At 63.3% G+C, this 14,573-nt stretch carries 13 protein-coding genes; 9 read left to right on the top strand and 4 right to left on the bottom strand.

From position 1 onward, the window contains the following. Nucleotides 1–104: 104 nt before the first annotated feature. The 6 genes from CKO23_RS11840 to CKO23_RS11815 are packed head-to-tail and all read left to right on the top strand — an operon-like array spanning nucleotide 105 to nucleotide 7,179. Complete coding sequence (locus tag CKO23_RS11840) at nucleotides 105–1,268, top strand: ABC transporter substrate-binding protein (RefSeq protein ID WP_200331330.1); 1,164 nt, start codon at nucleotides 105–107, stop codon at nucleotides 1,266–1,268. A gap of 28 nt (nucleotides 1,269–1,296) precedes the next feature. Next, on the top strand, nucleotides 1,297–3,087 hold the full coding sequence (locus CKO23_RS11835) for a methyl-accepting chemotaxis protein (RefSeq protein WP_200331328.1): 1,791 nt from the start codon (nucleotides 1,297–1,299) through the stop codon (nucleotides 3,085–3,087). 15 nt (nucleotides 3,088–3,102) lie between these two features. After that, nucleotides 3,103–6,039: a hybrid sensor histidine kinase/response regulator gene (locus CKO23_RS11830; protein ID WP_200331326.1), complete on the top strand. Its 2,937-nt coding sequence runs from the start codon at nucleotides 3,103–3,105 to the stop codon at nucleotides 6,037–6,039. Next, on the top strand, nucleotides 6,036–6,440 hold the full coding sequence (locus tag CKO23_RS11825) for a hypothetical protein (RefSeq protein WP_200331324.1): 405 nt from the start codon (nucleotides 6,036–6,038) through the stop codon (nucleotides 6,438–6,440). Before CKO23_RS11830 ends, CKO23_RS11825 begins: the two co-directional genes overlap by 4 nt. Further along, on the top strand, nucleotides 6,430–6,978 hold the full coding sequence (locus CKO23_RS11820) for a chemotaxis protein CheW (RefSeq protein ID WP_200331322.1): 549 nt from the start codon (nucleotides 6,430–6,432) through the stop codon (nucleotides 6,976–6,978). The genes CKO23_RS11825 and CKO23_RS11820 overlap by 11 nt, the downstream gene beginning before the upstream one ends. Beyond that, nucleotides 6,979–7,179, top strand: coding sequence for a hypothetical protein (locus CKO23_RS11815; protein WP_200331320.1), 201 nt, complete (start codon nucleotides 6,979–6,981; stop codon nucleotides 7,177–7,179). Here the strand turns inward: CKO23_RS11815 and pabB are convergent. Genes pabB through CKO23_RS26565 form a run of 3 tightly spaced genes read right to left on the bottom strand, consistent with a single transcriptional unit; the run spans nucleotide 7,164 to nucleotide 9,782 of the window. Then, nucleotides 7,164–8,552, bottom strand: coding sequence for an aminodeoxychorismate synthase component I (gene pabB / locus CKO23_RS11810; protein ID WP_200331318.1), 1,389 nt, complete (start codon nucleotides 8,550–8,552; stop codon nucleotides 7,164–7,166). The two genes, CKO23_RS11815 and pabB, sit on opposite strands and share 16 nt — an antisense overlap. Then, nucleotides 8,549–9,598: a hydantoinase/oxoprolinase family protein gene (locus CKO23_RS11805; protein WP_200331316.1), complete on the bottom strand. Its 1,050-nt coding sequence runs from the start codon at nucleotides 9,596–9,598 to the stop codon at nucleotides 8,549–8,551. Before CKO23_RS11805 ends, pabB begins: the two co-directional genes overlap by 4 nt. Then, the gene (locus CKO23_RS26565) at nucleotides 9,588–9,782 is read right to left on the bottom strand and encodes a hypothetical protein (RefSeq protein WP_200331314.1); all 195 of its coding nucleotides are present in this window, start codon (nucleotides 9,780–9,782) and stop codon (nucleotides 9,588–9,590) included. Before CKO23_RS26565 ends, CKO23_RS11805 begins: the two co-directional genes overlap by 11 nt. Nucleotides 9,783–10,577: 795 nt before the next feature. On the opposite strand from CKO23_RS26565, the gene CKO23_RS11795 reads away from it, so the two are divergent. From CKO23_RS11795 to CKO23_RS11785, 3 genes are all read left to right on the top strand, one after another. Further along, a complete protein-coding gene (locus CKO23_RS11795; protein ID WP_242482388.1) occupies nucleotides 10,578–11,096 on the top strand; it encodes a PAS domain-containing protein in 519 nt (172 codons plus the stop codon). Next, complete coding sequence (locus CKO23_RS26375; protein WP_274600211.1) at nucleotides 11,086–12,525, top strand: methyl-accepting chemotaxis protein; 1,440 nt, start codon at nucleotides 11,086–11,088, stop codon at nucleotides 12,523–12,525. Before CKO23_RS11795 ends, CKO23_RS26375 begins: the two co-directional genes overlap by 11 nt. Before the next feature lie 71 nt (nucleotides 12,526–12,596). Further along, on the top strand, nucleotides 12,597–13,538 hold the full coding sequence (locus CKO23_RS11785; protein WP_200331310.1) for a CysB family HTH-type transcriptional regulator: 942 nt from the start codon (nucleotides 12,597–12,599) through the stop codon (nucleotides 13,536–13,538). A gap of 7 nt (nucleotides 13,539–13,545) precedes the next feature. On the opposite strand, the gene CKO23_RS11780 is transcribed toward CKO23_RS11785, so the two are convergent. Beyond that, complete coding sequence (locus CKO23_RS11780) at nucleotides 13,546–14,424, bottom strand: DMT family transporter (RefSeq protein ID WP_200331308.1); 879 nt, start codon at nucleotides 14,422–14,424, stop codon at nucleotides 13,546–13,548. Nucleotides 14,425–14,573 lie beyond the last annotated feature (149 nt).

Raw genomic sequence — 14,573 nt, 5'->3', positions numbered from 1 at the left:
TGGTTTAAGAGGCGGCATGGGCATGGGTTACCCCGCACATTGGCCCCGGTTGCAGTTACACGATTCATTTTGAACTCATTCAAGCCGCCGCTCATGGAGAAAACATGAGCCAACGACGCTTTCACCTAATCAATCTCGCTCTCGGATTACTGCTGATGTCAGGCTCCCTCTACTCGGGCGAGCGGCGCCCGACAGCGGAACCAGGCGTCTACGACAGTCTCGTCGTGCTCGGTCAATCAGCGGCATTCACGGGCCCCGCCGCTGCGCTTGGTACCGAGTTTCGGCGTGGTGCCATGCTGTATTTCGACTACATCAATGGCGAGGGCGGCGTGCATGGTCGCAACATCATGCTGGTCTCGATCGACGATGGGTATGAGCCGGATAGAACGGTCGTCAACACCGAGCGATTGATCAACGACGATCATGTCTTCGGCCTATTCGGCTACATCGGGACACCGACGAGCAAAGCGGCCTTGCCGCTCGTCGATAAGTATCAGGTGCCTTTCATCGCACCCTTCACAGGTGCCGAACTGCTGCGTACGCCAACCAACCACAACGTCTTCAACCTCCGGGCGAGCTATGGCCAGGAGACCGATGCGATGGTCGAGGACGCAGTGCGCGCGGGGCTGAACAACATCGCGGTCTTCTACCAGGATGACAGCTATGGGAAGGCTGGTCTAACAGGCGTTCAAAACGCTCTCGAAAAACGCAATCTGGCGCTGAGCACCACGGCTACGGTCGAACGCAACAGCATCGATGTCGCAGAGGCAGTGAAGCGCATAAAGGCCGCCGACCCAGACGCGGTCATGATGATCAGCGCCTATTCCTCATGTGCGGAGTTCATTCGTCGGGCGAAAAGCGAGGGGATCGACGCACGCTTCTATAACGTGTCGTTTGTCGGCAGTAAGGCATTGGCGACGGATCTCTGGCTGGATGGACGCGGTGTCGTGGTCTCACAGGTGATGCCGTTTCCAGGTGATCTCGACGTGCCGGTGGTCAAGGAATACAACGCCTTGCTTCAGCGTTTCGCGCCGCAAAGCCCGATTTCCTTTGGTAGCCTGGAAGGTTTCATTGCCGCGAAGGTGTTCGTGAAAGGGCTGCAGGACGCGGGCAGGGATCTCACGCGAGAGCGGTTGGTAGCAGCCTTCGAGTCATTCGGTGAGTTCGATGTTGGCGGCTTCAAAATCAACTGGGATCCGACCCAGCATCAGGGCTCGGAACTCGTGAATATCACTGTCATTGGCGACAACCATCGCTGGCTTTACTAAATCAAGCGCGACATTCGGAGACCTAAGCATGTTACGTAGAATCAGCATCCGTCGGGCGTTGTCTGCGCTTGCCATCGGCATGGTTGGATTGCTTGTCCTGTTGTTGGTGGAGGACATCCTTCTGCTCAACAAGCTCGACAATGCGCTCGGACGCGACAATGAGCTTGCCACGGCGATGTTGGCGTCCTCCGACGCCTTGTCCGAGACTGGCGACGCCATCTCCCATTTGCGCAATATCGCCTTGACGGGCGATCTGGAAAGCGACGCCCAAGCCCGAGCGCTGTTGGCCGGGGTCAACACCCGTCTGGGAGACATCGCGCTGGGAGAGGACAGTCGCTTCGTCGAGGACCTCCGTCGCAAGCTCGCCGATCTCGGTCCTCTCGGTGTTCAGATGTCCAAGGCCTACCTGCTCGAAGGCCGCGAGGCGGGAAACCGTCTCATGTACGAGCCTGAGACCGGCTTCAAAGCGGTTGCCGGCGACGTCTTGGGTGCGCTCCAGGAGAACTCGCGGGCGATCCGCGGCCAGCTCCAGACCAACTCGACCGAGCTTGCGGCGGCCGGTAGTCAAGCGCGCAGCGTCCTGATTGCGACGACGACACTGCTGCTAGTGCTGGTTCCGCTCGCGATCTACCTGCTTTATCGCAAGATCATCGGCTCCACCGACCACATCATCCGTGTGGTCGAAACCATCACGGCCGGGGACTACAGCGCCCGTTGCCGACTGGGCAATGGCGACGAGCTGCACGTGCTCGCAACGGCCTTCGACCGTCTCCTCGATGAGCGCGTTGAACAGTTCGCGGAGATCCAGAAGGAAAACGACTCCCTCAACAACTCGATCATTCGCATCCTGGAGGCGACGGGGGATCTGGCGAACCGCGACTTGCGCATCAACGTGCCGGTGACGGACGACGTGACGGGGGCGATCTCCGACTCCATCAACGGTGCCGTGGCGGACATCGCTGAGGTTCTGAACGACGTTCGCGGCATTGCTGAGCGTGTCAAGGAGGGTTCGGCTTCCGTGGATCGTCAGGCGAACACGGTCTCTCACGCGGCCGATATGAACCTGTCGATCCTGGAAAAGACGCTCGAGAAGTTGAGCCAGGCGTCGACATCGATGGCACAGGTGGTGGAGCTTGCCGATCGTTGTCAAGTGGTCGCCGCAGAAGCGACCAGCTCGACGGAACAGGGTCTGAGTTCGGTTCTCAGCACGACCGAGGGGATGAGCCGCATCCGCGAGTCCATTCAAGAGACCAGCAAACGCATCAAACGGCTGGGTGAGCGTTCGCAGGAGATCAGCGGCATCGTCGGCATCATCAAGGACATCGCCGAACGGACCCATGTCTTGGCACTCAACGCACGTATTCAGGCATCGAGTGCCGGCGAAGCGGGACGGGGCTTCTCGGTCGTCGCCGAGGAGGTCAAGACATTGGCGGACAGCTCGCGTAAGGCAACCGACCAGATCGCCTCCTTGATCCACAACATTCAGCTCGAGACCAACGACACGATCGCAACCATGGAGAAGGCCGTCTCCGAGGTGGTCAGCGGTGCCGAGCTTTCGGAGCAGGCGCGACAACAGATGGTCGCCACCCGAACCACGGCCAACGTTCTGGCGGATGTGGTCCAACAGATCGCCGGCTCGTCGGCAAGGCAAGCGGAGCTCACGGGTGAGATTGCCGACAGCGCCGATGTGCTGAGGCAGCAATCGCTCGAAACGCACAAGGAGCTCACGGTGCAACGTGAGCAGAGCGCGAACCTCGCTGGGTTTGCCGAGCAACTGACGCGCTCGGTCGCGGTGTTCCAGCTTCCTCAAGCCTCCTGAGGTCGGCCGAAACCAATGTCCATCAAAGAGCTGCTGGCGGTCTTACACGACGAGGTCGTCGAAGCCGAAGACGTGATGCGCACTGCCGCCCATGCGTGGCGCGATGCGACAGGCCAGGCCGACGTGGCGAACGCGGCATGCACCAGCTACGTCGACCAGGTCACGCGTGTCCACGATGTCGCCGAGATGCTGGAGCTGACCGGCATCGAGACGCTCTGTGACGTCGTTCAGAGCAACGTGCTCGCCTTGGCCGACGAAACGCCTGAGGCTGTGCTCGATCTGCTCGCCGAATGGCCGCAACACCTGCTCGAATATCTGGCGAAGCCGCATGACCAGGAGCGTGCCAGACGGCTCGTCGAGCACCTCGCGAGCGCGCACTGGCCGATGCCCATGGATGAGCATCAACGCGCGGAAACATTTCAGCACCTGTGCTCGGATATCGAGCGAAACGGGCAGGCGGATGAACCGACCGCGCCGATGCAGCCGGTATCTGGCGCCGACGATCTGAGCTTGGAACTCCCAGGGGACTTGCATCCGCAGCTGATCGAGTCCTTCCTGATGGAAGCCCCCAGGCATGCATCGCACTATTCGTCGGTGATTGCAGAGGTCGCCCGAGGCCAAGGAGGCATCAGCGCGATCGATGAGGCGAGGCGTGTCATCCATACGCTGAAAGGCGCCGCGAGCACGATCGGAGTGCGCGCGATCGCGGCCATGACCCATCACACCGAGGATATCCTGGAGGCCCTCGTTCGACGCGACACGCAGCCGGATCCGGCGTTGGCCGCGCTCTTGGTGCGCATCGCCGACTGTATCGAGTCGATGGTCGGCAGCCTGCTCGGGGAGGAGCCGGCTCCGGAGGATCGCGGCGAGCTGCTCCAGGCCGTTCTCGATGTCGCCGGCCGACTCGATGGCGTCATGGCTGGCGTCGCTGTTCAGGGCGTGCCTGAAGCGACGGTGGGTGAACCGGGTTGGATGTCTGCGCTCTCGGTCCCGGAGATGACGCTGGCGGAGCCGTTGGCAACCGCTCAGGAGCCGAGGCACACATCAGCGGATGCAGCAGCACCGGTCCAGAAGATGCCTACCCCTAAGGCGGACTCGGGGCAGCAGAGGCCAGAGGTGACGAAGCGGACGGCGATGCTGAACGTGCCGACCGCGCATATCGATCGCCTGGCGCGGGTCGCGGGCGAGATTACGATTCGCCAAGGCAGGATCCGCAGCTTGCTCGGCGGGTTCTCCGACGTCGTCGATGCACTGCAACGTCAGAATCTCTTGCTGCGAGAGCATGCCTATGCCATGGAGCAGTTGGTCGACGTGCAGGGCGTGAGTGCCGGGCGCTCGCAGGGAGCCGCCAGCACCAGCGAAGGCAGTGACACCTTCGATGCGTTGGAGATGGACCGCTACAACGAACTGCACAGCCACTCCCACGCGTTCATCGAGTCCTTTGCCGACTTCAATCTGCTGACAGACCGCGTCCAATCCGAGTTGGAGACACTCAAGAACACCTTCACTGCGCAAACGAGGATGCAGGATGATTTGCAGGGCGGTCTACTGGAATCGCGCATGGTTCCAGCCGCGCGCATCTGCGACAGGCTCAAGCGTGCCGTTCGGCACACCGGCCATCAGACGGGTAAGGACGTCGCGATCAGCATCAGCGGTGAGGATGTGCTCGTCGACAGCTATGTGCTCGGTGAACTCGCCGAACCGCTGATCCACCTCATTCGCAACGCCATCGACCATGGGATCGAGTCGCCGGAAGAACGAGCGCGGCTCGGAAAGTCGCCACAGGGAGCGGTTGAAGTCCGCTTTGCACGGGAAGGCGACAAGGTCGTCATTCGATGCCAAGACGATGGCCGTGGTCTCGACTATGTGCGACTTCGCGAGAAAGCACTGTCACTCGGTCTGATGCGTGAAGATGAGAACCCCAGCGAAGGCGTGCTGGCCAATATGATCCTGCAACCAGGCTTCTCGACCGCGGCCGAAGTCACTCCAGTGTCGGGGCGCGGTGTCGGAATGGATATCGTCAATTCAAGCGTCCAGCAACTCAAGGGAAGCCTTGGCATTTCCAGCCGCACCGGGCAAGGCGCGGTCATGACACTGCGGCTGCCGCTGACGCTGGGGGTCGTTCATGCCATGTTGATCGAGGTGGCACAACAGACCGTGGCGATACCGGTGGACGCCGTGAAGCGTGTCGTTCACGGGGGGACGCGGCACATCGCGAAGATGGGGTCGGAGTGGATCTTTCGGATAGACGATACGGCGAGCTCGGTCAAACTGGCGGGTGATTTGTTCGCCTACGCCGGGCAACGCGCCCTAGAGGACGACGCGACGGACGCGCGGCCAGTGCTTCTCGTCAATGGCGGGACCGCGGGCTTGCTCGCACTTGTCGTGGATCGCGTGCTGGACGCCGACGATTTGGTGCTCAAACAGCCAGGTCGCTATCTCGAGAATATCCCAGGCTTGATCGGGATTTCGGTCCTGGGAGATGGGCATGTCGTGCCATTGGTCGATGCCGGGCGTTTGCTGCTGCGCTCCGAAACCGTCTCGTCCAATGCACTGCCACGGGGGCGCCCGCTTCACAACCCACGAGACGAAAAAGACATCTTGGTGGTCGACGACTCGCTCAGCGTTCGCAACAGCCTAAGCCAAATGCTCAATGATGCGGGCTATCGCGTGCGTACGGCGAAGGATGGTCTGGAAGCGGCGGACGCCATCGAGGCGAGACACCCCGCGGCGGTGCTCTTGGACTTGGAGATGCCGCGGATGAACGGAATCGAGCTCACCGAGCATCTGCGTGGCCGACAGGCGACGAAGTCATTACCGATTGTCATGATTACGTCCCGTTCACAGGACAAACATCGCAAGCGGGCGCAGGAAGCAGGCGTCAATGCGTATCTGACGAAGCCATACCAAGAGCTCGAAGTCCTCGACTTGCTGCGTAGGTATGCCTCATGAGCCAGCCGAGCGATTGGGTGCTCTTGCGCTTGGGAAGCTTCACCATCGCCGTGCCTGAAGATCACGTCGAGCATATCGAGTGGCTCGGAACGAACTTGGTCGACGAAGGTTTTGTCGATGCTCATGGTTCGAGCTATTGCATCGACGACAGCTTGCAGCTGTGCACACCGCAGCCGGGTAAACATCGATGCCTGGTCCGTATCGCCAGCGCGGAGCAGACGTTGTGGCTTGTCGTGTTTGGCGTGGACAGCGAGGCTTACAAACAGATCAAGGTGTTCGAGACGCCGCCGGTGATGGCCTGGGGGAACTCGCCCCTGACCGGTATTGGTCTGTCGAGCGATGGGGCCGTTTTCGGTGTCGCTACTGCGGATTCGCTAGGAGGTTTCCTCAATGACCACTGAGGCTCAAGCCTGGTTGCTGTCATATGGCCAGGGTCAGGCAGCGATCGCAGTGCCTGAGTTATTGGAGGTGATACGCCATCCGGTGACGGAGCCATTTCCGGCATTGCCCCCTTGGTGCGCGGGGATCTTGATCTGGCGCGATCAGCCGATCCCTTTGGTTGACCTGCGCCATGTCTTACGAACGGCAGAACCCTGCAATACCGTCACGTTTTCGCACTGCGCGTTGGTGCGCTATTCATCGGGCGACACAAGCATTGGTTTTGGCGGCATCCTGCTGACACAGGCACCGGAGCCCATCGTGGTTACGTCGGCAGAGGCGATCGCTGTTTCGGACGAGCTTCGAGGACCGCAGGGCGTGGTGCTCGCTTGTTTTGGACATCAGAATGAACCGGTGCCGATCATCGATCTGGACAGGGTCTTTTCTTCACGCCCGAGTGAGATGTCCGGCGCGTGCCAGCCCATCTTTGACGTGCGCCCTGGAAGCGGCGTCTCGGTCGCTACGACGCAACCGGCCCGAGCATCGCGAATGCCTATCTGAGTGGAGGCCGCGGACAACAAGCATGAACGGTTGCCGCTGGCGGTTTATCTCGGGGAGACGCACATCGGCTTCGCCATGGAGGACGTGCCGCACATCGCGGACAAGCCGGTGCCGCCCGGCAAGCTCCGGGAGATCCCGCGCAGGGAACGGCTGTCGCGCTGGGCGATCTCGGTGAAGCGCCGAGCTCAACTACCCACATGACCGAGGCGCAGGCGCTCAAGCAGATCGAGCAGGGGCGCGGCCTTGTGATAGGTCTCCCGATACTCGGCCTCGGGGTCGGAGTCCGCCACGATGCCACCGCCCGCCCAGAGCCGAGTGAGGCCGCCGGAGTGGACGAGGGTGCGGATGGCGATATTGGTATCCATGGCCCCATCAAAGCCGAGATAGCCGATGGCCCCACAGTAGACACCACGGCGATGCGGCTCCAACTCATCGATGACCTCCATGGCGCGCACCTTGGGCGCCCCCGTGATGGAGCCGCCGGGGAAACAGGCCCGTAGCAGATCGACCGCCGCGCGGCCCTCCGCGAGATGCCCAGTGACCGTGCTCACCAGGTGATGGACGCGCGCGAAGCGCTCGATCTCGAAGAGTCGCGGAGCGCGAACACTACCGAAGGCGCAGACCTTGCTCAGGTCGTTGCGCAGCAGATCCACGATCATGACGTTCTCTGCCCGGTCCTTGGCGCTCCGGCGCAGCTCATCGGCCAGGAGCAGATCCTCGATGGGGTTCGCGCCTCTCGGCCGCGTCCCCTTGATCGGCTTGGTCTCAACGGCGCCATCGCGGACCTGGAGGAAGCGTTCGGGCGAGGAGGAGAGCACCTGGACCTCGGGCGTCTCGAAATAGGCGGCGAAGGGCGCTGGATTGAGTTCGCGCAGCGCCTTGTAGGCGTGCCAGGGGTCGCCCTCGGCCGGCACCGCGAAGCGCTGCGCGAAGTTGACCTGGTAGCAGTCGCCCGCGCGCAGGTAGTCCTTGATCCGCGCGATGGACGCCAAATAACGGCCGTGCGTCATATTCGACATGACCCTGTCGAGCACGCGAAAACCGCCCCGCTGCCTGACGTGGGCCTGCCCCTGGAGCGCGCCGTGGAGCAGCCCCCAATAGGCGCCTAGCAAGTCCGCGTCGCGGGCGACCAGGTGGCTGCGACGCAGCCCGTGATCCACGATCAAGGCCCAGTCGTAGATGCCGACGGCCATCTCCGGAATGCCCTCGGCGTCCAGCGCCAGGCTTGGCAGGCGTTCGAGACGCCGGGCCAGGTCGTAGCCAAAATAACCGATGGCACCGCCACAGAAGGGCAGCCCCGGCAGGCCGGGCCGGGCCGGGCCGAGTGACTCGGCGAGCAGGGCGAAGGGATCGGCCAAGGAGGCGAAGCTCTCCCCCGCGCCCCGCACCTCGGTCTTGAGTCCGCGGGTGACGAGGGTGCGCGAGGGATCCGCGCTCAAGACGTCGAAGCGGCCTTGCGTGCTGGTCGGTCGGCCGCTGTCGAGAAAGACCGGCCAGAAACGTCTGACCAAGGCATCGAAGAACCGCGTGCTATCCGCCCGGTAAGGAAAGGCGCGGACCGCGAAGGGGGTCATCTCAAGCTCATCTCCGCGGCGAGACGGGCCACGGCCGCCGCCGGCGCACAGTCGGAGACATCGGGCACCCCGTTCCAATCCGATGTGAACAGCGATTCGAAGCCCACGTAAGGCCGACCGAGCCGAGTCGCCAGCTGTCTCACGAGAAACCGCCCCACGCCGGCGCCGACGACGGGCGCGCCAGGCGGGATCTGGCCACGCGAGAGCACACAGGAGGCGGCGTCGAAGAGACGGCGCTGCTGGCACTCGACGATGTAGTCGGCAACGCTGACCCAAGCGCTCGAATCGGCCGCGTCCGCATCCATGCCAAGCATGCGCGCGAGGCGCGCCGCACTGGCCGCGCGCGTCTTGTCACGCCCGTCGGCGGACGGCAGGAGATCGGCATGCTCGGGCAGGAGTCCGGTGAGGCGATAGACGTCCGCGGTGGTGGCGAACGGCTCGGCCATGACCGGCACCCAGGCGCCATCGAAGGGCAGCTGTCGAGCCAGGGCCATGACCGGCGTGCGGGCAACGCCAGCGTAGACCAGCTCGCCATGGACCAAACGCTCGTGGTCGTTGAAGGCCCAGGCAGCCACCTCCTGATCGAGGAAGGGGACGACATCGGTGGTGGTGGTCCCGATATCCATGACCAGGCCATCGCCCAACTCGGCCGCCGCCAGCGATGCCGTCGCGACCCAGTTCGCCGAGGCCACCTGGGACGCGAGCGCGCCCGCCGCGTCTGGCCCGACGAAACCGGCCGTGCCGGCATAGACCATGAGCGTCTCGCCGGGAAAGCGCTCGCGCATGAGGGCGACCAGTGCCGCGACACCCTGCGCCCGGTTATCGAAGAGATCCGCCAACTCCCCCGTCATGGTCAGGGCGTGACAAGAGGGCCGCGGCCCGAGCTTCTCCAGCACCTGATCGATGCTGGCGCGCAGTCGGTCCAGCCCCTGCCAGAGCGGGCAGGCGACCTGGACGACCGCACGCACGGCGCCCGCGGCATCGAGCTGAACCGCCTTCAGATTCGCGCCACCCAGATCCCAGCCAATCCATGCATCAAGCGACACCGGCGTACTCCAGACAGATTTCCACCGATCGACCGACGGGCGCCTGCCTCGGCGCCGGTCGGCGACCGGCCTGAAGGCCGAGCACCAGCTCGGCCGGGTTGATCCCCAGCGCCTCCGCGAGCCCGGCGTAGGAGGTCGTGAGGCGCGGATTGACTTCAAGCACCCGCGGCACATCGGACGTCACGCCCCTTGAGATCGGGCAGTACAACGCCGGGGCCGAAGATCGACACGACGGCGATGCCGGCCGACTCGCGCGGACACAGCGTCTGGAGCGTGCCGATCCGCGCCCGGACGCCAGAATGGCCCCGTCATGCGCTCGTGTGGACGGACGCCCAGGAAGGATGGGCTAGACCGCATCCACCAGATCCAGCACCTCGCCGCAGGCTTCGAGGCGGGCATCTCATGTCCTGAGACAGTCTACACCGTCCAGGGGCCAAGGTCGGAGGCGAGGACCCTGAGCATGAGATCGTCCTCGCGCGCCAGGGAGGGCGAGAGGCCGCGATAGCCGATAGAGCGACGAGCGGGGCAAATCTGGACGCGCGTCACGCTTTGGCGTGACGCCGCTTGTGACGCCCGATTGGCCATCTTAGGATTCGACTCAGCCTCTGACAGGGACTCGGTCTTGCCCCTTCGCGGCGGAGCAGCGGCGCCAGCGCTCTGCCGCTCAATTGGGAGCAGCCTGATCCCACCCGCAGTCAAAGAGGCACATTGGTTTCGCTGTCTGCCCGATCTTGGTCGAATCCGCGCGACGCCGGCGGAGACGACCGGATCATCGGCTTGCGGGCATTGGCTCGCGCGTCGACCTGACCTGCGTAGGTTTGGCCTATCACGTTCGGCGATCTGCTGTACTGAGACCTCATCAACGGTCACGTCGACCTGATCGGTCGGGAGCGCCTTTCGCCGCATCCCGACGCACCACCTCCGCTCCAGCTCGACAGGCCGGCCATGGCCGACGGCCTCTCGCAACGAGTGGACACACATGAAAAGAACGATCACTCCCACAACCGTGGAAAAGGTGCTGCGCGACGATGACTTCATCGTCTCCAAGACGGACCCCAGAGGGCGCATCACCTATGGCAACCGCATCTTCATCGAGTTCTCCGGCTATACCGAGTCAGAACTGATCGGCAGCCAGCACAACATCATCCGCCATCCGGACATGCCCAGGGGCGTCTTCAAGCTCCTGTGGGACAGCATCCAGGACAAGCGTGAGTGCAACGCCTATGTGAAGAACATGGCGAAGGACGGCAGCTTCTACTGGGTCTTCGCCAACATCACGCCCGATCTGGACGCTCACGGCAACATCACCGGCTATTTTTCGGTTCGCCGCAAGCCAAGGGCATCCGCCGTCGCCGCCGTCACCGATCTCTACCGAAGCATGCGCGCCGCCGAGCAAGCGGCCGGCGCCAGGGACGCCATCCAGGCATCGACCCGGATCCTCACCGACCTTCTGACCGAAAAGGGCATGACCTATGACGCGCTTGTCCTTGCAATCTAAGATCTCCGGTCTCCTCTGGGCGCTTGCCGCTCTGACCCTCCTCGCACCGGCCTACACCTGGATCCAGGCGGGCATCGACCCCTGGATGGTCGTCTTCCCAAGCATCGGAATCGCCATTGCGGTCTGGGGACAAGCCCTGCTGGCGCGCTGCCTCGAACCCATGCGCCAACTGAGCGTACTCGCGAACAACGTGAGCCAAGGCCGCTTCGACGAGCGCATCACCGGCATCCGACAACAGGATGAGATCGGTCGGCTGTGCTGGAGCATGAACGACATGCTGGATCAACTGGAGGCCTACTTCCGAGAAGAAGGCACCGCGTTCCGTTTGCACATGGATGGCCATGTCTTCCGCAAAGCATTCCCGGACGGTCTGCATGGCGGCTTCAAGCGCGGACTGCAGAGCCACAACCGACTCCTCGGCAGCGTCGCCGAGGTGCAACAGGAGAAGATGCGCAACCAGCTGATCACGCAGGTCCAGCAGCTCAACAGCAAGAACCTGCTAACCAATCTGGCCTCGAATCAGGAGGACCTGATGCGGGTGAACCGAGAGATGCAGGCCGTGCTGGAACTGGCGACGACCACGGCCGGCGATGCCGAAGAGAGTCAGACATCGGTCAGCCAGGTCGTGACCCACCTCGGCGCCATCACCGAGCGCATCAATCACGTCGCCGATACCGCTGTCGAGCTGAACGAGCGTGGACAGGAGATCACCACGGCGGTCCAGCTCATCACAGCCATCGCGAACCAGACCAACCTCCTGGCGCTGAACGCCGCCATCGAGGCCGCCCGCGCGGGCGAAGCCGGCCGGGGCTTCGCCGTGGTCGCGGACGAGGTGCGCAAGCTGGCGGAGAGCACCAAGGAGGCCTCCACGTCTATCGCACGCATCATGGGCACCCTCAAGGGCGAGACCGAGCGCATGCTGGAGGACTCGGACGCCATGCGCGACATGGCCAGCAATTCGAGCCAGGTGATCGGCGAGATGGAAGGCCGCTTCGCCCATTTCGCGCATTCGGCCCGGGAGACGCAAAGCCGGGCGGCACGCGCCCAGGATCTGGGCTTCGGCACCTTGGTCAAGGTCGACCACGTTATCTACAAGCAACGCGCCTACATGGCGATCGGCACCGACGGCAAGGACGAGAAGCACACCGCCGCGATCCAGGTCGATCACCACCATTGCCGACTCGGAAAATGGTACGACGCGAGCGGGCGGGAGCATTTCGGGGAAACCCGCAGTTACGGAACCCTGGAGGCACCGCACGCGCGCGTCCACTCCAGCGTCCACCGCATGCTCGAGCATCTCGGGACAGGTTGGGAGAACGATCTCGCGCTTCAGAGAAGCATCCTGGAGGCCATGCGGGAAACCGAGACCGCCAGTGCCGAGGTGATGCAGATCGTCGACCGGATGGTGCTGGAGAAGCACGGCGCCTGAGTGCCCTAAGCAGTCCAGCAGTCCTTCAGACTTGGCTAGAATAGGCCGCAGTCATGAAGCAGGCTCGGCACATGAATCTCCGACAGCTGCGGTACATTCAGGAGGTCGCTCGCCATGGACTCAGCGTCTCGGCCGCGGCGGACGCGCTCTTCACCTCTCAGCCCGGGGTCTCCAAACAGATCCGCCAGCTCGAGGAGGAGTTGGGAATCGACATCTTCGCGCGGCAAGGAAAACGGTTCGTCGCCGTCACCGAGCCGGGCCGCGAGGTGCTTGCTATCGCGGCGCGGATGCTCGGAGACCTCGACAACCTAAAGAAGGTGGGTGCCGAGTTCAGCGCGGAATCGGCCGGCACGCTCGCCATCGCAACGACGCACACCCAAGCGCGTTACGTCCTGCCGCCCGTGATCCAAGCCTTCATCGCGCGCTACCCCGAGGTCGCTCTATCGCTGCAGCAGGGGAATCCGCCCCAAGTCTGCGAGCTGGTCCGCTCGGGTGCGGCGGATCTGGTCATCGCGACCGAATCGGTCGCCGACTATGCGGAGCTGCTCAGCCTGCCCTGCTACGAGTGGAATCACTCCGTCATTGCACCGCTCGGCCATCCCATTCTGAACGCTCGGCCGCTCAGCCTGGAGGAGATCGCGCGCTGGCCGATCGTCACCTATGACTCCGCCTTCACCGGTCGCAATCAGATCAACCGCGCCTTCCAGAACCACCGGCTCGAGGCGCGCGTCGTCCTGACCGCCTTGGACGCCGACGTCATCAAGACCTACGTGCGGATGCAACTGGGAATCGGGATCTTGGCGAGGATGGCCTACGATCGGGAGATGGACATCGGGCTGGAGATGCTGGACGCGAGCCACCTGTTCGACTCCAGCGTCACCCACCTCGGAATCCGCCGCAATGCCTGGCTGCGCGGCTACACCTACGACTTCATCGAGCTCTTCGCGCCCCATCTAACACGCAAGGTCATCGACCTGGCAATCCACGCGTGCGGCAGCGATTACGCCATCTGAGCACGCCTCAGTGACGACGAGCGGTGAGCCAGATGCCCGCGACGATGAGGCCGCTACCCAGGGCATGGAACCAGAACAGACGCTCGCCCAGCAAGAGCATCGCCAACAAGGCGCCGAAGACGGGAATCAGATGAATGAAGAGGCCGGTTCGGTTGGCGCCAAGTACCGCGACGGCGCGGTTCCAGGCGATGTACGCAATCACCGACGGAAAGAGGGCAACGTAGCCGATTGCCGCGAGGTTGAGCAGGTCGGGGTCGAGCCGACGGCCTTGAGACAGCTCCCAGAGATAGAGGGGTAACAGCGGGATCAACCCCAGGATCATGATCGCCGCGAGGAACGCGAGGGGACTCAGATCCGGCGGACGCCACCGCAGACAGACCGAGTAGAGCGCCCACATCGCTGCCGCAGCCAGAATCCAGAGATCGCCCGGGGCAAGCACGAGATGGAAGAGCCGAGCCGTCGCCCCTTGGGTCATGATCACCACAACGCCGAGCAAAGACAGCAAGATCCCCAAGACGTGGGACCGGCCGATGCCCTGGCGCAGCATCAGAAAGGACAGCCCCAGGATGAGGACGGGAATAGTCGAGGTCAGCAGGACGGCGTTGGTTGCGGTCGTCGTCTGCAGACCGACGTATAGAAACGTGTTGTAGCCACTGACACCGAGCAACGCGAGCAAGGACAGGATGGGCCAGGAGCGGCGCAGGATCGGCCACTGGCCCCGTAACGTCCTGGCCGCGAAGGGCAGCAGAATCATCAGCGCCAGTAGCCAGCGCCAGAACGCCAAGGCGAGCGGTGGCAGTTCGGCGTGCAGCGCACGACCGAGGACTACATTGCCCGCCCAGAACAAGGGCGGAAGCAGGGCGAAGAGCCAGCTGGGCAAAGTCATAGGCGGACCAGGCCGTGATCCTCGCCGAGTCGCCGATTCTGTGGATTTCCCAAAGGAAAAACCCCCGCCGCTGATAAGTGGAGGGGGTTTTTGGGAGAGGCCCTGGCGGTGACCTACTTTCGCATGGGGAGGCCCCACACTAGCATCGG

The sequence above is a fragment of the Thiocystis violacea genome (genome assembly GCF_016583565.1).
Lineage (GTDB): Bacteria > Pseudomonadota > Gammaproteobacteria > Chromatiales > Chromatiaceae > Thiorhodococcus > Thiorhodococcus violaceus_A.
The sequence above is the reverse complement of the archived record's forward strand: the minus strand, read 5'-3'. Positions and strand labels throughout refer to the sequence as shown.